Annotated in this window: 16 protein-coding genes; 7 read left to right on the forward strand and 9 right to left on the reverse strand. The window is 73.5% G+C overall.

The features are described from left to right. Window positions 1-161: 161 nt before the first annotated feature. Genes FLW16_RS26095 through FLW16_RS26105 form a run of 3 tightly spaced genes read left to right on the forward strand, consistent with a single transcriptional unit; the run spans window position 162 to window position 4,163 of the window. On the forward strand, window positions 162-1,064 hold the full coding sequence (locus FLW16_RS26095; protein WP_142562779.1) for a pseudouridine-5'-phosphate glycosidase: 903 nt from the start codon (window positions 162-164) through the stop codon (window positions 1,062-1,064). Then, window positions 1,061-1,999, forward strand: coding sequence for a carbohydrate kinase family protein (locus FLW16_RS26100; RefSeq protein ID WP_142562780.1), 939 nt, complete (start codon window positions 1,061-1,063; stop codon window positions 1,997-1,999). The genes FLW16_RS26095 and FLW16_RS26100 overlap by 4 nt, the downstream gene beginning before the upstream one ends. A 37-nt stretch (window positions 2,000-2,036) precedes the next feature. Beyond that, a complete protein-coding gene (locus tag FLW16_RS26105) occupies window positions 2,037-4,163 on the forward strand; it encodes a hypothetical protein (RefSeq protein ID WP_142562781.1) in 2,127 nt (708 codons plus the stop codon). On the opposite strand, the gene FLW16_RS26110 is transcribed toward FLW16_RS26105, so the two are convergent. Continuing rightward, complete coding sequence (locus tag FLW16_RS26110) at window positions 4,147-4,590, reverse strand: GNAT family N-acetyltransferase (RefSeq protein WP_142562782.1); 444 nt, start codon at window positions 4,588-4,590, stop codon at window positions 4,147-4,149. The genes FLW16_RS26105 and FLW16_RS26110 overlap by 17 nt on opposite strands. A gap of 83 nt (window positions 4,591-4,673) precedes the next feature. Next, window positions 4,674-5,558, reverse strand: coding sequence for a LysR family transcriptional regulator (locus FLW16_RS26115; RefSeq protein ID WP_142562783.1), 885 nt, complete (start codon window positions 5,556-5,558; stop codon window positions 4,674-4,676). A gap of 94 nt (window positions 5,559-5,652) precedes the next feature. On the opposite strand from FLW16_RS26115, the gene FLW16_RS26120 reads away from it, so the two are divergent. Next, window positions 5,653-6,018: a nuclear transport factor 2 family protein gene (locus tag FLW16_RS26120; RefSeq protein ID WP_142562784.1), complete on the forward strand. Its 366-nt coding sequence runs from the start codon at window positions 5,653-5,655 to the stop codon at window positions 6,016-6,018. Window positions 6,019-6,023: 5 nt separating this feature from the next. On the opposite strand, the gene FLW16_RS26125 is transcribed toward FLW16_RS26120, so the two are convergent. Beyond that, window positions 6,024-7,403: a cation:dicarboxylate symporter family transporter gene (locus FLW16_RS26125; protein WP_260615588.1), complete on the reverse strand. Its 1,380-nt coding sequence runs from the start codon at window positions 7,401-7,403 to the stop codon at window positions 6,024-6,026. 195 nt (window positions 7,404-7,598) lie between these two features. On the opposite strand from FLW16_RS26125, the gene FLW16_RS26130 reads away from it, so the two are divergent. From FLW16_RS26130 to FLW16_RS26140, 3 genes are read left to right on the forward strand one after another with little or no spacing between them, the layout of a single operon-like run. After that, complete coding sequence (locus FLW16_RS26130) at window positions 7,599-9,299, forward strand: sensor histidine kinase (protein ID WP_142562866.1); 1,701 nt, start codon at window positions 7,599-7,601, stop codon at window positions 9,297-9,299. Beyond that, the gene (locus tag FLW16_RS26135) at window positions 9,296-9,967 is read left to right on the forward strand and encodes a response regulator (RefSeq protein WP_142562785.1); all 672 of its coding nucleotides are present in this window, start codon (window positions 9,296-9,298) and stop codon (window positions 9,965-9,967) included. The genes FLW16_RS26130 and FLW16_RS26135 overlap by 4 nt, the downstream gene beginning before the upstream one ends. A gap of 48 nt (window positions 9,968-10,015) precedes the next feature. Then, complete coding sequence (locus tag FLW16_RS26140) at window positions 10,016-11,299, forward strand: molybdopterin-dependent oxidoreductase (RefSeq protein ID WP_142562786.1); 1,284 nt, start codon at window positions 10,016-10,018, stop codon at window positions 11,297-11,299. An 11-nt stretch (window positions 11,300-11,310) separates the two neighbouring features. On the opposite strand, the gene FLW16_RS26145 is transcribed toward FLW16_RS26140, so the two are convergent. The 6 genes from FLW16_RS26145 to FLW16_RS26170 all read right to left on the reverse strand — a co-directional run bounded on the left by FLW16_RS26145 (window position 11,311) and on the right by FLW16_RS26170 (window position 17,939). Further along, window positions 11,311-11,544, reverse strand: a complete 234-nt coding sequence (locus FLW16_RS26145; protein ID WP_142562787.1) for a hypothetical protein — start codon at window positions 11,542-11,544, stop codon at window positions 11,311-11,313. Window positions 11,545-11,630: 86 nt separating this feature from the next. Further along, a complete protein-coding gene (locus FLW16_RS26150; RefSeq protein WP_142562788.1) occupies window positions 11,631-12,191 on the reverse strand; it encodes a histidine phosphatase family protein in 561 nt (186 codons plus the stop codon). Between the two features lie 81 nt (window positions 12,192-12,272). Next, a complete protein-coding gene (locus FLW16_RS26155) occupies window positions 12,273-13,421 on the reverse strand; it encodes an acyl-CoA dehydrogenase family protein (RefSeq protein ID WP_142562789.1) in 1,149 nt (382 codons plus the stop codon). A gap of 1 nt (window position 13,422) precedes the next feature. After that, window positions 13,423-14,316 (reverse strand): hydroxymethylglutaryl-CoA lyase, encoded by an 894-nt coding sequence (locus tag FLW16_RS26160; protein WP_142562790.1) that lies wholly within the window; start codon window positions 14,314-14,316, stop codon window positions 13,423-13,425. Beyond that, entirely contained in the window at window positions 14,307-16,268 is a 1,962-nt protein-coding gene (locus tag FLW16_RS26165) for a biotin carboxylase N-terminal domain-containing protein (RefSeq protein ID WP_142562867.1), read from the reverse strand. Before FLW16_RS26165 ends, FLW16_RS26160 begins: the two co-directional genes overlap by 10 nt. A 96-nt stretch (window positions 16,269-16,364) precedes the next feature. After that, a complete protein-coding gene (locus FLW16_RS26170) occupies window positions 16,365-17,939 on the reverse strand; it encodes a carboxyl transferase domain-containing protein (RefSeq protein ID WP_142562791.1) in 1,575 nt (524 codons plus the stop codon). Window positions 17,940-17,960: the final 21 nt, after the last annotated feature.

Genomic DNA, 17,960 nt, shown 5'->3' on the forward strand with positions numbered 1-17,960 from the left:
GTGGGAGGGTCTCGGAGGGGGTCACGGGAGGAATGGCGGCGGGTGGGCCTGGGCGGACGCCCGCAACTTATCGCAAGATCCCCCGCAAGACTCGGGCAGAATATGCCGAAGCGGACAATCTTCCGCCAACGAAAAAACCCCAAGCGGGAGACAGGAGAGACATGCGCGTTTCCGATGAGGTCGCCGAGGCGCTGGCCGCCGGCCGTCCGGTCGTCGCCCTGGAGTCCACCATCATCTCCCACGGGCTTCCCCAGCCCCGCAACCTCCAGGTCGCCCTCGAACTGGAGGACATCGTCCGGCAGGCGGGGGCCGTGCCGGCGACGGTGGCGGTGCTGGACGGCGTCCCCCGGGTGGGCCTGGACAAGGACGGGCTGGAGCGGATCGCGACCGAGCCGGGCCTGCGCAAGCTCGGCTTCCGCGATCTCGCCCCGGCCGCGGCGCTCGGGCTGAGCGGCGCCACGACCGTCTCGGGCACCTCGTTCCTGGCCGCCCGCGCGGGCGTGCGGGTGTTCGCCACCGGGGGTCTCGGCGGCGTCCACCGCGGCTGGACCACGGTGCAGGACGAGTCGGCCGACATCGACACGCTCAGCCGCACCAGGATCACGGTCGTGTGCGCCGGGGTGAAGTCGATCCTCGACGTGCCCGCGACGCTCCAGCGGCTGGAGACCAAGCAGGTCACCGTCGTCGGCTACCGGACCGACGAGTTCCCCGGCTTCTACCTGCACAGCTCCGGTGAGCCGGTGGACTGGCGCGTCGAGACGCCGCAGGAGGCCGCCGGCGTCATGCGGGCCCAGGACGCGCTCGGCGGGCTGGACACCGCGCTGATCGTGGCGAACCCGGTTCCGGTCGAGCTCCAGCTCGACCCCGGCCTGCACGACCGCGTGCTCGCGGAGGGCCTGCGCGCCGCCGAGGAGCGCGGGGTCACCGGGCAGGCCATCACCCCGTTCCTGCTGGAATACCTGGTCGAGGGCACGGGTGGCGCGTCGCTGGAGGCCAACCTCGCGGCCGTACGCGGCAACACCCGCCTGGCCGGGGAGATCGCGTCCGCCTGGGCGGCCGGGTGAGCGGTCTGCTGGTGATCGGCGACGTGGTCACCGACGTCGTCGCGCTGCACGACGGCCCCGCGGCCACCGGCACCGACACGCCCGCCGACATCGCGTTGCGCCCGGGCGGCTCGGGGGCGAACACCGCCTCCTGGGCCGCCCGGCTCGGCGCCGACACCCGCCTGCTCGCGCGGGCCGGGTACGACACCGGCGAGTGGCACACGGCCCAGCTGACCAAGGCCGGGGTCCGGCCGCACCTGCGGATCGACCCGGAACGGCCCTCGGCCGTCGTGATCGCCATGGTCGACTCCACCGGTGAGCGGTCCATGCTCACCAACCGCGGGGCGAGCGGCCACATCGGAGTCGGCGACTGGACGCCCGACCTGCTCGACGGGGTCGGGCATCTGCACCTGTCGGCGTACACGATGTTCGCCGAGCCGGGCCTGGAGCTCGTGCGCCTCGCCATGCGCGAGGCCGCCGGGCGCGGGATCCCCGTCAGCGTCGATCCGGCCTCCTGCGGGCCGCTGCGCGCGTTCGGACCCGAGCGGTTCCTCCGCGAGACCGCCCAGGCGAGCGTCGTGATCCCCAACCTGGAGGAGGCGCTGCTGCTCGCGGACGCCGCGGATCCGGAGGCGGCGGCCCGCACCCTCAGCGCCCACTACGGCACGGCGGTGGTCAAGCTGGGGGCCGGCGGTGCCCTGCTGGCCCGCGATGGCCGTATAGTCGCCAGAGCGGTCGCGCCCCCGGCGGAGGTGGTCGACTCGACGGGCGCGGGAGACGCGTTCGCCGCGGGCTTCCTGGTCGCCTCGATGGCCGGGAGCACACCCGAGGAGGCCCTGCGCAAGGGGTGTGAGGCGGGTGCGGCGGCGGTCGCGCAGGTCGGCGCCCGGCCGGATCCTGGGAACTTTACCCTATTGACACCAATTGCTGGTTTGCGGCGTAAGCTGCACCATTAGCAACATGCGTCACTCTCGGGAGGGTGCGGTCATACCGATGGACGCCGAGTCAACGATCTGCCTGAGCGACCTGGTCCCGGCCCTGCGCTGGAGCCGTCCTCAGCAGGTGGCCGAGATGCTGGCCGACCCGCGCCTGCCCGGCGGCTGGTGGGCATCCGTCGGGATCGGCCGCGCGATGCGGGCGACCGGCGTTGACTGGCTCTGCGAGCGGCTCGCCCGCCTCGCCGTCGGCCGCTGGGACCACCTGCCCCTCACCGACCTGCTCCCGGCGCTCCAGGTGCACACCGTGGACCCGGCCATGCCCGGCTGGCCCGACCCCGTACGCACGGTGGTCAACCACCTCGGCGGGTGGTACCGGCTGCGCCGTCTGACTCCGTGCGATCTCCAGGCCCCGGCCGCCCCCGCGTCGCCCGAGGTCCTCCTGACCACGGTGTTCCGCGAGGTGTTCGGGCGCCTGGAGAGCGAGCTGGCGTCCGGACGGCCCGCGCAGGCGCTCGCGGGGAGCGAGGCCGCGACCCAGGCCGCACAGGCACAGGCGCCCGCCGGTCCCGCCTCCGGGCCCCTCCCGCAGGCCGCACCGGGGACGACGTCGCAGCCGTTCCCGCAGGCCGGGCCCTCCTCTCAGCCATTCCCGCAGGCCGCCGCACCGGGAACCACGTCGCAGCCGTTCCCCCAGACCGGGCCCTCCTCTCAGCCCTTCCCGCAGGCCGCCGCCCCCGGAACCGCGTCTCAGCCGTTCGCCCGGCCGACCGCGCCGGCGCCCGGGCGGGCCGCCCAGACGCCCGCCCAGGGACCCGCGCAGCAGGGGCAGGCGCCCGCCCGGCCGGGGCAGGGCGCGCCGTCACCGGCCCCGTCGCCCGCCGCGCCGGCGCCTGTCGCGGAGCCGGCCAAACCCGCCACCCAGCCCTTCGTCCGGCAGTCCGGGGCCTCGCTCCCGCAGCCCGCGGACGCCCCCGCCCAGCCGGCGGCCGAGGCGGCGCGGGAGCGGCAGCCGGCCGACCTCAGCGCGCACCCGATGGTCGCGGTGATCGAGGGCCTGTTCCGCGGCTGGGACCCGCTCGCCAGGGCCGTCGCCGCCGAGCGGCTGTTCGCCGCCGAGCCGGTGAGCCTGCGCACGCTGGCCCACAATCTCAACGTTGACCGCGACCTGCTCTCCCAGGCCCAGCGCGCGGCCGAGGAGCGGGTGCTGCTGTGGCTGCGCTCCCCCGACTCCGCGCCGCTCACCGGCCATCTGTTCGGGCTCACCGAGTGGCTGGGCGCCGCGGCCACCCAGGAGCAGCTCATCGCGGCGGACCCGTCCCACCCCATCGAGGTCCCGGCCCTCGGCACGCCGCTGTGGCGGGTGCTGGTGACGCTGATGCCCGACCGCCGCCTGCAGGACGGCTGGCTCGTGGTCGGCGACCTGGTGGGGCTGCGGGAGAAGACCCGCCAGCTTCTGGCGAACAAGCCCGCGGACGCCGACGTCGTGGAGCTGCTCGGCCAGCTCGGCATCCGCGCCCACTCGGCCAAGGCGTGGCTGGACTCCATGCCGCAGGCGGGCTCCCCGTCCGACCCCGGCGCCCTGCCCACCCGGCACGGCCCCGACCAGACGGCGAAGCCCGCGCCGCTGCCCCGCCGTACGCCGGGCGCGAACGGGCACCACCACGGCCGCGGCGGGGTCCCGATCCCCTCGCAGGCCAACAACGGGCCCGACGCCGCCACCGCGCTCGCCGCCCTCAGCGCGCTCACGAGCGGCACCCTGAACGGGCACCCGAACGGCACCCTGAACGGGCACCCGGGCGGCAATCTGAACGGGAACCTGGCGGGCGGCAACCTCGCGGGGGGCGTGCCCCGGCCGCACCTGGTGCCGAACCCCCGCCCGACCTCCAGCCCGGCCTCGGACCCGCGCCGCTGGCAGCGGATCGACGTCACCAGCGGCCATCTGCGCGGCGAGCCGGTGGCGGTCCCCGAGGGGTACGCCGCCCAGCTCGGCATGCGCCCGGGGACGCTGCTGTCGGTCACCGGCCCGGGGGACAACGCCGTCGTGCTGGTGTGGCGCGACCGGCAGCCGGTGTTCGACTCGCTCCAGCCGGTCCTGATGCGGCTGAACGCGCGACCCGGCGACTCGGTCTACGTGACCGTGGACGGCTACCGCCTGGACGCCCAGCTCACGTCTTCGGTCTGAGCATCTTGCGGTAGTAGGTGGCGGACACCTCGTAGCCGAGGGCGCCGTAGAACTCGGCGGCCCGCCGGGTCGCCAGCGCGACGTATCCGGCCTGCCGTGAGCGCGCCCACGTCTCGAACTCCTCCAGCAGCCGCCGCCCGATGCCGTGGCGGCGGTAGCCGCTCTCGATCATCGCCTCCTCCACCCACGCGACCCTGCCGTTGGCGAACAGCGTGAGGTGGGTGAAGCCCAGCAGGTAGCCGCGTACGGTCCCCTCGACCGTGGCGACGATGAGGAAGGCGTCCTCGTTCTCCAGGAGTTGCGGCAGCGCCGCGTCGAACGGCGCACGCTCGGGCCGGAACGTCACCGCGAACTCGCGGGCGAGTGCGAAGATCTCGTCCGCGTCGGTCTTCTCGGCCCTCCGGAGCTGGAGATCACCAGACGTCATGAAAGGGACTCTAGGAGTACGCAGGCACATACGTCCAATCCGAGCGCCCACCCCCCGAGACCTGCGGCAGACGGGAGAGCGCCTCAGACGGCGGTGCCGGCGAAGGACCGCCGGGCGTGCCGCACGAACTCGCGTACGGCCGGGCCCTGCCCGCCCCGCCACACCAGCGCGAGCAGGGCGGGCGTCTCGGCGTCCTCGATGGGGAGCGCGGTGAGCCGGTCGCGGTGGGCCGCGGCCATCGACTCGCTGAGGACGGCGACGCCGAGCCCCCGGGCCGCGAGGCCGGCGACGGCGTCGGCCGCCCCGGCCTGCAGCGCGATCACCGGCTGGAGGCCCCGGGCCGCGCAGGCCCGGTCGAACACCGTGCGCAGGCCGGTGCCGTACGGCATGCAGACGATCGGGTGGGAACCGAGATCGCCCAGGGTGATCCCGCCCCGGCCCGCGAGGGGGTGGTCCGGGGGGACGGCGGCGACGAGCCGCTCGCTGACGACCGTCAACGTCTCCAGGCCGTCCGGAGCGGCGGCGAGCCCGGCGAGGGCCAGGTCGAGGGCGCCGGCGCGCACCCCCTCGACGAGCCGGTCGGAGTTGTCCTCCAGCAGGGAGATCTCGACCCCCGGATGGGCCCGGTGGAACGCGGCGAGGGCGTCGAACAGCGGCGTGACGGTGCAGCCGACGACCATTCCGACGGTGAGCCGGCCCCGGATGAGGCCGGTCACCTCGCCCACCGCCTGGCCCAGCGCCCCGGCCGCGGCGAGCGCGGCGCGGGCGTGGTCGAGCGCGGCCTTCCCCGCGACGGTCAGCGTGACGCTCCGCGCGGACCGGTCGAACAGCTCGGCGCCGAGTTCGCGTTCGAGCTGCCGGATCTGGGCGCTGACGCCCGACTGACTGATGTGCACCCGCTCGGCGGCGCGGGTGAAGTTGCGCTCCTCGGCGACCGCGACGAAATACTCCAGCTGGCGCAGATCCATAACCAGTGATTCTAGTTCCCATCAGATCCATCTGTTGGACTTCTGACAGGCGGCTCGGCAGGCTGGAGGCCGTACGAGAGATCGGGAGGAACCCATGCCGGAGTACGAGAAGGCCATGCGGCCTGAGGACATCACCCGCCTGTTCGTCGAGCGGTCCAACGCCGGGGACGCCGCGGGAGTGGCGGCGCTGTACGAGGAGAACGCGGTGCTGGCCTACCCGCCGGGCGGCGTGACGGTCGGCCGGGAGGCGATCCGCGCCCTGTGGGAGAAGGTGCTGGCGAACCGTCCCCGTTTCGAGCCCGAGGAACCGCTGCCGACATTGGTCAGCGGCGACATCGCGCTGACCTCGACCCCGCCGAGGGACGGCGCCGGCGCCCGGGCCCAGGTCGTACGGCGCCAGCCCGACGGAAGCTGGCTGCGAGTGCTCGACCAGCCGGAGTTCCAGCCGCCCGCCCGCTGATCCGGTTACGGCTGAGCCGCCGGGGCGGCGGCGGGGGCGCGGTCCGCCTCGGGGGCCGGGGCGGCACCCCCGTCGTCCACGAACGTCGCCTCGTCGAAGGGGACCCGGCCGGCCAGCACCTCCTCCGCCCGCGACCGGTCGAAGTCGCCCACCCACGTGCCGATCAGGACGGTGGCGACCGCGTTTCCCGCGAAGTTGGTCAGCGCCCGGGCCTCCGACATGAACCGGTCGATGCCCACGATCAGCCCGACGCCGTCCACGAGGGCCGGCCGGTGCGACTGCAGGCCCGCCGCCAGCGTGGCGAGGCCGGCGCCCGTGACGCCCGCCGCCCCCTTGGACGCGATGATCATGAAGACCAGCAGGCCGATCTGCTCGCCCGCGGAGAGCGGGAAGCCGGTCGCCCGCGCCACGAAAAGCGTCGCCATGGTCAGGTAGATGGCGGTGCCGTCGAGATTGAAGGAGTAGCCGGTCGGGACCGTGATGCCGGCGACGGCGCGGCTCACCCCCAGGTGCTCCATCTTGGCGATCAGGCGCGGCAGCGCCGACTCGGAGGAGGACGTGGACAGGATGAGCAGGAACTCCCGGCCGAGGTAGCGCAGCAGCGACAGCAGGTTGATCCGGGCGCCCAGCCACAGCACCGTGCCGAGCACGACCCCCACGAACAGCAGGCACGTCAGGTAGAACCCGCCCATCAGCACGGCCAGGCTGCGCAGCGCGTCGAACCCGCCCGCGCCGACCACGGCGGCGATCGCGCCGAACGCGCCGACCGGGGCCGCCCACATGATCATGGCCAGGACGCGGAAGACGAGCCGCTGCAGGTGTTCGAGCCCTCGCAGGATGGGCTCCGCCCGCTCCCCCATCGCCTGTAGCGCGAAGCCGGTCAGCAGCGCGACCAGCAGGGTCTGCAGCACCTGACCCTCGGTGAACGCGGAGACGAAGGTCGCCGGGATGATGCCGAGCAGGAACGACGTCATGTCGCTCTCGCTGCCCTTGGCCGCCTGCTCCTCGGCGGCCTTGCGCAGCTCGTCGGTCAGCTGGAGCCCCTCGCCGGGGTGCAGGACGTTGCCCACGAGCAGGCCGATGGCCAGCGCCACCGTGGACATGACCAGGAAGTAGCCGATGGCCAGCCCGCCCACCTTGCCGACCTTCGCGGCCTGGGCCACCGATCCGACGCCGAGCACGATCGTGCAGAAGATGATCGGGCTGATCATCATCTTGATCAGGGCCACGAAGGCCGTGCCCAGCGGCTTCAGCGCGACCCCGGCGTCCGGTGCCGCCAGCCCGACGGCGATCCCGAGGAGGACCGCGGCGATCACCGCCAGGTACAGATAACGGGTCCGGTCCCGGGGCACCCGGTCACCCGCGCGGTTCAGTGTGGTCGTCACGCGACCCTCCTCGTCCTCATGCGGCCCGCGACGACGCGGGCGCGGATGCGATCTGGTCGGTGACTATGCGCCACGGTAGTGATCTGGGTCACTATTGCGTACATTTCGTTCACGGCGGTTCTCACCGGCGCGACCCCCGGCGGTGAAGCCGCGCAGACCCGCACGTGGAGCGAGGACGCTGAGGCCGTGACGACGATGACCGCCAGGCTCGGACGCTGGAGCCTGGCCCGGCAGGTGCTCGTGCTGCAGATCCTGGTCGTCGGGATCACCGTGGCCGGCGCCACCCTTCTCGGCTTCCTCCGTACGCGCGAGCTTCTCGGCGACGAGGCCGCGAGGACGAGCAGGGCGGTGGCGATCAGCGTGGCCGACGCGCCCACCGTGCTCGACGCGCTGGACGATCCCGATCCCTCGGCCGCGCTCCAGCCGTACGCGGAACGGGTGCGCGCCGAGGCCGGGCTGGACTTCATCACGATCATGAGCAGGGAGGGCCGCAGGTACACGCATCCCAACCCCCGGCAGATCGGCGGGCGCTTCCTCGGCACCACGGCGCCGGCGCTGGCCGGGCGCACGTTCACCGAGACCTACACCGGCACGCTGGGGCCGTCCGTACGGGCCGTCACCCCCGTGCGGGACGCCACCGGCAGGGTGCGGGCGCTGGTCAGCGCCGGCATCACGGTGGCGAAGATCACTGCCGAGGTGCGCGAGCAGATCGGCTCGGCCGTCCTCACCGGCCTGCTCGGCCTGGCGGCGGGCATCGCCGGCGCCTACCTGGTGGGCGCCCGCCTGCGCCGCCAGACGCACGGGCTGGGCCCGGCGGAGCTGAGCCGCATGTACGAGTACCACAACGCGATCCTGCACGCGGTGCGCGAGGGGCTGCTGCTCGTCGACCGGGACGGCCGGCTGACCCTCGCCAACGACGGCGCCCGCGAGCTGCTCGGCCTGCCCGGGGACGCGGAGGGACGGCACGTGGGCGATCTGGGCCTGTCGCCCTCGCTGGCCGCGATGCTCGGCTCCGGGGAGAGCCGGTCCGACGAGATCCACCTGACCGGGGAGCGCGTGCTGGTGGCGAGCGCCGCCGTGGTCCGCTCCGGTGCGCGCTCGCTCGGCACGGTGGTCACGCTCCGCGACCACACGGAGCTGCAGGCCCTCACCGGGCAGCTCGACGCCGAACGCGGCTTCGCCGAGTCGCTCCGCTCGGCCGCGCACGAGGCGGCCAACCGGCTGCACACGGTCGTCGCGCTCGTGGAGCTGGGCCGCGCCGACCAGGCGGTGGAGTTCGCCACCGCGGAGCTGCGGGCGGCCCAGCGGCTCACCGACCGCGTAGTGGGCGCGATCCGCGAACCCGTCCTCGCGGCGCTGCTGCTCGGCAAGAGCGCGGCGGCCGCAGAACGCGGAGTCGACCTCGTGATCAGTCCCGACAGCGAGCTCGACGACGTCGCACTCGACGCCCGCGACCTCGTGACCATCGTCGGCAACCTGATCGACAACGCGATCGACGCCGCGGTGCAGGGCACCGTGCAGAGCACTGTTCAGGGCGCGCCGCCCGCCCGGGTCCGCGTCCACCTGCGCGCCGAGGACGGCACGTTCCTGATCCGGGTCGCCGACAGCGGTCCCGGGCTCGACCCCGCCGTCGTACGGGACGTGTTCCGGCGCGGCTGGTCCACGAAGGGGGACGGCCGGGGGCTCGGCCTCGCGATGGCGGGGCAGGCGGCCCGGCGTCTGGGCGGCGGCATCGAGGCGGGCGCCGGTGGTCAGGGGGCCGGTGGAGAGGGAGCCGGTGGTCAGGGAGCGGTCTTCACCGTACGGCTCCCGCTGCCGCCCCCGGCGGACGGGCCGGGCCCGGCGCCCGCAGGCGCTCCCGGCGGCGGCTCGGCACGCGAGGAGGTGCGGCCGTGATCTCGGTCCTGATCGTGGAGGACGAGGAGCTCACGGCCGAGGCGAACCGCCTGTACGTCGAGCGGGTGCCGGGCTTCCGGGTCGCCGGCGTGGCCAGATCCGGCGGCGAGGCCGTCCGCGCGCTGCGCCGCGAACCGGTGGATCTCGTGCTCCTCGACCTCTACCTGCCGGACATGCACGGGCTGGACGTCTGCCGGGCCATGCGGGCCGCGGGCCTCCCCTGTGACGTCATCGCCGTCACCTCCGCGCGGGACCTGTCGGTGGTCAGGTCGGCCGTCTCCGCCGGGGTCGTGCAGTATCTGCTGAAGCCCTTCACCTTCGCCCTGCTGCAGGAGAAGCTCGAACGGTACGCGGCGTTCCGGTCGTCGATCAGCGGGCCGGGCGAGGTCAGCGGCCAGGGCGAGGTGGACCGGGCGCTGTCCACCCTGCGCGGAACCGCCCGCCCTCATCTGCCGAAGGGGATGACGGCCGACACCCTGGAGGCGGTGGCGGGCGCGCTGCGGGACGCCGCCGGCGGCATGTCCGCCCAGGCCGTGGGCGCGGCCGTGGGCGTGTCCCGGGTGACGGCCCGGCGCTACCTGGAATACCTCGTCGACACCGGCGTCGCGCGCCGGGGCCCGAGGTACGGCGGCCCCGGCCGCCCGGAGCTCAGCTACACCATCGCCTGACCGAGGCATTTGCCCTTAAATGGGCAGATACAGGTCGGGGTGAGGGCCATGGAAGAGCGCCGTCGGCACGACCGGGCCGAGAGCGGGGAGACGGGATGCTCCCGCCGCCGGTTCCTCACCTACTCGGCGGCGGGACCGCTGGCCCTCGCCGCCGTACGGCAGGCGCCGCCGCCGCAGGCGGCCCCCGGGTCCGCCCGGCAGGACTTCGTCGTGCAGGAGACCCCGTCCCGTTACTTCTCGCACCGGGGAAACGGCTCGGAGGAGATGAAATGGGGCCCGGTCAGCGGATATGGAGACCTGATCCCCAACGACCGGTTCTACATCCACAACCGGGCCCGCCCGCCGCACATCGACCGCGCGTCGTGGCGGCTGCGGATCACCGGGGACGCGGTCTCGCGCCCCAGGTCGTTCTCGTACGCGGACCTGCTCGCGCTGCCCCAGGTCACCGTGCGCCGCACCCTCGACTGCGGCGCGAACTGCTCGGCCTTCTTCCCCGAGCTTCCGCCGTCAGGCGACGGCCGGTGGCTTCCCACCGGCTACACCCAGTGGCACTTCGGCGCGGTCGGCGCCGCCGAGTGGACCGGCGTACGGGTCAGGGACGTGCTCGCGGCGGCAGGGCTCGATCACGCCGTGGACGTCCGGTTCACCGGCCTGGACGAGATCACCACCCCGGAGGGGACCGTGCACTACTCGGAGGTCGTCCCCGCGGTGAAGGCCCTGCGGGACGACAGCCTGCTGGTGCACCGCATGAACGGGGCCGACCTGCCCGCCGACCACGGCTACCCGCTGCGCGCCCTCATGTCCGGGTGGGGCGCCAACACGGCGGTGAAATGGCTCGGCACGATCGAGGCGTCCGTACGGCGCCTGCCCCCGCAGGGCCCGCAGCGCAACCAGGTGCTGACCGGACCGTCCTATCCCGCCCCCGTCCGGCCGACCGTCGGGCGAGTCCGCAGCGCCCTCGAACTCGACGACGGCGTCACGCTCCCGCCGGGCGACCACACGTTGCACGGCCGGGCCTGGTCCGGCGCGGGGACGATCGACCGCGTCGACGTCGCGATCGAACGACTGATCGCCCCCGGGCGCTGGGTGGTGGAGACGTCCTGGCGCAGGGCGACGCTCCTCACCCCGCCAGAGCCGCTGATCTGGGTGCGGTTCGAGGTGCCGTGGCGAGGGGCGCGGCCGGGGCGTTACCGCGTGATGTCACGAGCCCGCGACGAGGCGGGCAACGTCCAGCCCCGGCCCGCGGACGTCCCCTGGAACCAGCACGGCCTCGGCTACGACGGCCACGCCCCGCTGTACCTCACCGTCCTCCCGCCCCGGACCATGCCCTGACGGCCGGCCCGTCAGCAGCGTCCGGCGCCGTCGAGGGACGAGGTGGCGCTCACGTGGTATCCGTCGCCGGCACGTCCCGGCTCCGGGCCTGTGAACCACACCGTCAGGTGGACGTCCCGGCCGCCGACCCGCCTGACGAGGCAGAGCGTCCCATCGGCCTCGTCGTCCGGGGACGGCGTCCAGCCCTCCCGCAGCGCGGCCAGGGCCGCGACTCCCGCGCCCATGAGCACGAGCATCCGTCTCATGATCGAGACCCTATGCCTCGCACCGACCCTGCGGCAGCGGGAGAGCCGCGTGACCGGCAGGCGGGATCGCCGCGCACGGAGGACGGTCAGTCTCCGGGGCCGCGCCAGCCGGTGGGCAGCGTGTAGTGCCAGCCCTCGCGCCAGGCGAAGGGCGCGTCCACCAGGTCTTCCAGGCGAGCGCCGGTCAGCAGGCGGTCCAGCGCCCACCTGTTGGCCGAGTGGGCGACGACGAGCACGCGGGCGCCGTCCCAACCGGCGGCCAGATCACGCAGGAAGCTCTCCGTGGCCTCGACCACCTGGCGATAACTCTGGCCTCCGGGAAAGGGCACGTCGATGTGCGCGGCCCGACGGGCGGCGACCGACGAGACCGGGCCGCCGTTGAGCGGGCCGTAGTCGCATTCGCGCAGCCGTGGGTCCTGGTGAACGGGGGTCGCCGCGCCGGCGAACGCGATCCGGACCGTCTCCACCGCCCGGTGCAGGTCGGAGACGAACACGGCAGCGAGGCCCGTGTTCCTGCGCCGTTCGCCCAGCTCGGCCGCGAGCCGCCGTCCTGCTTCTGAGAGCCTGCCCGGCAGCCATCCGGTGGCGATGCCCCTCTCGTTGTCCTCCGTGATCGAATGCGTCTCGTACACGATCTCGACCGCCATGCCGGCCCTCCGTCCCCTGCAGGCTTCCACAGTGCGCGACGCCCCGGAACGAGGTCCGGCACTTCGCCCACCGCTGAACCCTCAGGCGGGCAGGCCGAGTTCGCGGGCGATGAGCATCCGCTGCACCTCGCTGGTGCCCTCGCCGATCTCCAGGATCTTCGCGTCGCGGTAGAAGCGGCCGACGGGGAACTCGTTCATGAAGCCGTAGCCGCCGAAGACCTGGGTGGCGTCGCGGGCGTTGTCCATCGCGGCGTTGGACGACACGAGCTTGGCGATCGCCGCCTCCTTCTTGAACGGCAGGCCGGCCAGCATGCGCTCGGCGGCGTGGTAGTAGGCCAGGCGGGCCGTGTGCACCCTGGCCTCCATGTCGGCGATCTTGAACTGCACGGCCTGGTAGCGGCCGATCTCCTGGCCGAAGGCCCGGCGCTCCCGCACGTACCGCAGCGACTCGTCCACGCAGCCCTGGGCGAGGCCGACCGACAGCGCGGCGATGGCCACCCGGCCCTCGTCCAGCGTCTGGAGGAACTGCGCGTAGCCCCGGCCGCGCTCGCCCAGCAGGTTCTCCTCCGGCACCCGGCAGTCGGCGAACGACAGCTCCCGGGTGTCCGAGGCCGACCAGCCGACCTTGGAGTACTTCTTCGACACGGTGAAGCCGGGCGTGCCCGACGGCACGAGGATCGTGGAGATCTCCGGCCTGCCGTCCTCCCTGCGGCCGGTGATCGCCGCCACGGCGACGACGCCGGTGATGTCGGTGCCCGAGTTGGTGATGAACGCCTTCGAGCCGTTGATCAACCATTCGCCGCCGTCGAGAACGGCCGTGGTGCGCATGCCGCCCGGCACGTCGGACCCGCCGCCGGGCTCGGTCAGGCCGAACGCCCCGAGGGTCTCCCCCGCCGCCATCTTCGGCAGCCACCGCTGCTTCTGGGCGTCGGTGCCGAACCGCAGGATGGGCATCTCGCCCAGCGAGACCGCCGCCTCCAGGGTGATCGCCACCGAGGAGTCGACCCTGGCCAGCTCCTCCAGGGCCAGGCACAACGCGAAGTAGTCCCCGCCCATGCCGCCGTACTCCTCCGGGACGGGCAGGCCGAACAGGCCCATCGCGCCCATCTTGCGGACGATGTCGTACGGGAACTCGCACCGCTCGTAGTAGTCCCCGATGACGGGGGCCACCACCTCGCGGGCGAACTCCTCGACCGACTTGCGCAGTTCGACGTGCTCGTCGTTGAGCATCTCAACTCTCCTTGGCCAGAGCCTGGACGACGCGGGAGGGGCTCGGCCGGCCCAGGATCTCGGCGAGCCAGAGGCTGGTGGCAGCCAGCGACCTGACGTCCACCCCGGTCTCGACGCCGAGACCGTCGAGCATCCAGACCAGGTCCTCGGTCGCGAGGTTGCCGGTGGCGCTCTTGGCGTACGGGCAGCCGCCGATGCCGCCGGCGGAGGAGTCCACGACCGTGATCCCCCGCCTGATCGCGGTGAGCGTGTTGGCGAGGGCCTGGCCGTAGGTGTCGTGGAAGTGGACGGCCAGCCGGTCGGGCCCGACGCCGGCCTCGGCGAAGGCGTCGAGCAACGCCTCGACGTGCCGGGGCGTGCCGACGCCGATCGTGTCGCCGAGCGACAGCTCGTAGCACCCGAGGTCGAGCAGCCTGCGCCCGACCCGGGCGACCTGCTCGGGCGGCACCGGCCCCTCCCAGGGGTCGGCGAAGCACATCGACACGTACGCCCTGACCCGCATGCCGTGGGCGAGGGCCCGTTCGACGACGGGGGCGAACATCTCGAACTGCGACTCGACGGTCCGGTTCAAATTGCGCTGGGCGAACGACTCGGTGGCGCTGCCGAAGATCGCGATGTCGGTCACGCCCTGCTCCAGAGCGCGGTCGAGGCCCCGCTCGTTCGGGACGAGCACCGGGTAGCGGACTCCCGGCACCCGCGGCAGGCTCTCCAGCAGCTCCCCTGCGTCGGCGAGCTGGGGCACCCACTTGGGGTGGACGAAGCTCGTCGCCTCGATGGTCGTCAGCCCGGCCTCGGCCAGCCGGCCGATGAACTCGCGCTTGACCTCGACGGGCACGACGGCTGACTCGTTCTGCAGGCCGTCGCGCGGGCCGACCTCGTAGATCGTCACTCGCACGGCGTCACCCTCGCCACGACCGCGTCCAGCTCCACCGTCTGCCCCGGCCGGGCCCGCAGCTCGGCGAGCACGCCGTCGGCCGGCGCCGTCAGGGTGTGTTCCATCTTCATCGCCTCCACCACCACCAGCGGCTGACCCGCGGTGACCCGGTCGCCCTCCGCCGCCTTGACGAGCAGCACCGTCCCCGGCATCGGGCTGCGTACGACCCCGTCGCCGGCGAGCGCCCCACCCTGCCGGTCCTTCGGGTCGCCGGGATCGTGCCGGGTGACGGGCCATGCGCGGCCGCCCTCGGCGAGCCACACCGTGTCGCGGTTCCGGGCCACCGCGTACCTCCGGGTGACGCCGCCGAGGGTGACCGCCGCCTCGTCGGCGCCCGTCCACTCCAGTCGCACACGGCCGAGTGAACGATCGTTAACTTCGATCTCCGCGTCGCCTGCGCCGCCCCGCACCCGTACGGGCACGCCGAGCCGGTGCACGGTCCAGGCGGGCTCCCCGACGCGCCAGCCGTCCGCCACGTCCCACGGGTCGTCGGTCGTACGCCCGGAGACGTGGAACCCGGCGTGGAACCCGGCGTGGAAGACGAGCGCGGCGGCGGCGAGAACCTCGTCCGGCACCTCGCCGCTCACCAGGTCGCCGAGCCGCCGCTCGACCAGCCCGGTGTCGAGCCGCCCGGCCGCGACCTCGGGGTCGGTCAGCAGCGCGCGCAGGAACCCGATGTTCGTGGTGACCCCGAGGATCACGGTCGAGGCCAGCGCACGGTCGAGGGCCGCGAGCGCACCCGCCCGGTCGGGGGCCCAGGCCACCGCCTTGGCCAGCATGGGGTCGTAGTCACTGCCCACGGCCATCCCGCCGGTCAGCCCGGAGTCGAACCGCACGCCCTCGCCTGCGGGCTCGCGCAGGGCCAGGATCCGGCCGCCGGTCGGCAGGAAGTCGCGGGCCGGGTCCTCGGCGTAGACGCGGGCTTCGACGGCGTGGCCGCGCAGGCGCACCTCGTCCTGCCCGAACGGCAGCGACTCCCCCGCCGCGATCCGCAGTTGCAGTTCGACCAGGTCGAGGCTCGTGACCATCTCGGTGACGGGGTGCTCGACCTGCAGCCGGGTGTTCATCTCCATGAAGAAGAAGTCGCCGGGATGGGAGCCGGGGACGATGAACTCGACCGTCCCGGCGCCGACGTAGCCGACCGACCGGGCGGCCTGCACCGCCGCCGCCCCCATGCGGGCCCGCGTCGCGTCGTCGAGCAGCGGCGAGGGCGCCTCCTCGACGATCTTCTGGTGGCGGCGCTGCAGGCTGCACTCGCGCTCGCCGAGGTGCACGACGTTCCCGTGGCCGTCGGCCATGATCTGGATCTCGATGTGCCGGGGCCGGTCCACGAACCGCTCGATCAGCAGGGTGCCGTCCCTGAAGGCCGCCGTCGCCGTACGGCGGGCCGACTCGACGGCCGCGGCCAGGCCGTCGGCGGACTCGACCCGCAGCATGCCCTTGCCGCCCCCGCCCGCGGACGGCTTGATCAGCACAGGGAAGCCGATGCGTTCGGCGACCTCGGCCAGGTCGTCGTGCGGTTCCGCGCCGCCGGGCACGACCGGCACGCCCGCGCGGGCGACCGTCTCCTTGGCCCGGATCTTGTCGCCCATGGCCTCGATGGCCCCGGCCGGCGGGCCGACGAACACCAGGCCCTCCTGCGCGCAGCGCTGGGCGAACTCGGCGTTCTCGGCGAGGAAGCCGTACCCGGGGTGGACGGCCTCGGCGCCGCTCACCCGGGCGGCCTCGACGATCGCGTCGATGTCGAGGTAACCGCGCGGGAGCCGTACGGCGAGGTCGGCCTCGCGCACGTGGCGCGCGTCGCGGTCGGCGTCACTGTGGACGGCGACCGCGCGCACGCCCAGGGCGCGCAGCGTACGGATGATCCGGACGGCGATCTCGCCCCGGTTGGCGATCAGGACACTGGAGAACATCACGAGAGAACCCGACGCAGTGAGCGGAGTGAGCGGTGAGGAACGAGCCGCTCGCAAAGCGAACGAGGAGCCGGTGAACGAGTCATCAACACTGCCTCACATCCGGAAGACGCCGTAGCCGACGGGTTCGAGGGGGGCGTTCGCGGCGGCGCCGAGCGCCAGGCCGAGGACGGTCCTGGTGTCCGCCGGGTCGATCACTCCGTCGTCCCACAGGCGCGCGGTCGAGTAGTAGGGGTTGCCCTGGTGCTCGTACTGGGCCCGGATCTCGTCGGCGTCGGCGTCGCCGACCATGGTGAGCACGGTGGCCGCCTGCTCGCCGCCCATGACGGAGATGCGGGCGTTCGGCCACATCCACAGGAAGCGGGGCGAGTAGGCGCGACCGGCCATCGCGTAGTTGCCCGCGCCGAACGAGCCGCCGATGATCACCGTGAACTTCGGCACCCGGGCGCAGGCGACCGCCGTCACCATTTTCGCGCCGTGCTTGGCGATGCCCCCGGCCTCGTACGCCTTGCCGACCATGAAGCCGCTGATGTTCTGCAGGAACACCAGCGGGATCGACCGCCGGTCGCACAGCTCGATGAAGTGCGCGCCCTTGAGCGCCGACTCGCTGAACAGGATGCCGTTGTTGGCCACGATCCCCACGGGGTGCCCGTGGATCCTGGCGAATCCGGTGACCAGGGTCGGGCCGTACTCGGCCTTGAACTCGAGGAACCGGCTGCCGTCGACCACCCGGGCGATCACCTCGCGCACGTCGTACGGCTGGCGGGTGTCCTGGGGGACGATGCCGTAAAGGTCGCGCGGGTCCCAGAGCGGCGGCTCGGCGGGCGCGACCTCCCAGGGGCGAGGGCCTTTCGGCGCGAGCGTCGACACGATGTCCCGCACGATCTTCAGGGCGTGCGCGTCGTCCTCGGCGAGGTGGTCGGTGACGCCGCTGACGCGGGCGTGGACCTCGCCGCCGCCCAGTTCCTCGGCGGTGACGGTCTCGCCGGTGGCGGCCTTCACCAGCGGCGGGCCGCCCAGGAAGATCGTGCCCTGGTCGCGGACGATCACGGCCTCGTCGCTCATCGCCGGGACGTACGCGCCGCCCGCGGTGCAGGAGCCGAGCACGGCCGCGATCTGGGGGATGCCCCGCGCCGACATGGTGGCCTGGTTGTAGAAGATGCGGCCGAAGTGCTCGCGGTCGGGGAAGACCTCGTCCTGTTTCGGCAGGAAGGCGCCGCCCGAGTCGACCAGGTACACGCACGGCAGATTGTTGTGGAGGGCGACCTCCTGGGCGCGCAGGTGCTTCTTGACCGTGATGGGGTAGTAGGTGCCGCCCTTGACGGTGGCGTCGTTGGCCACGATCACGACCTCGCGCCCGCTCACCCGCCCCACACCGGTGATGATCCCGGCGGCCGGGGCCTGGTCGTCGTACATGCCGGTGGCCGCGAGCGGGGACAGCTCCAGGAAGCGCCCGCCGGGGTCGAGGAGCGTGTCGACGCGGTCCCTGGGCAGCAGCTTGCCGCGCTGGACGTGCCTGGCCCTGGCCCGCTCGGGGCCGCCGCGCGCCGCCGCCGCGAGCCGTTCCCGCAGGTCCGCCACCAGGCGTTCGTTCGCCTCCGCGTTGCGCTTGTACGGCTCGCCGCCCGGGTCGCACCGGCTCTCCAGCACCGGCCAGTCACTCGTGCTCATGCTCGGATGTTAATCATCATT

It is taken from the genome of Microbispora sp. KK1-11 (assembly GCF_006874435.1).
In the GTDB taxonomy this organism is placed as follows: Bacteria; Actinomycetota; Actinomycetes; order Streptosporangiales; family Streptosporangiaceae; genus Microbispora; species Microbispora catharanthi.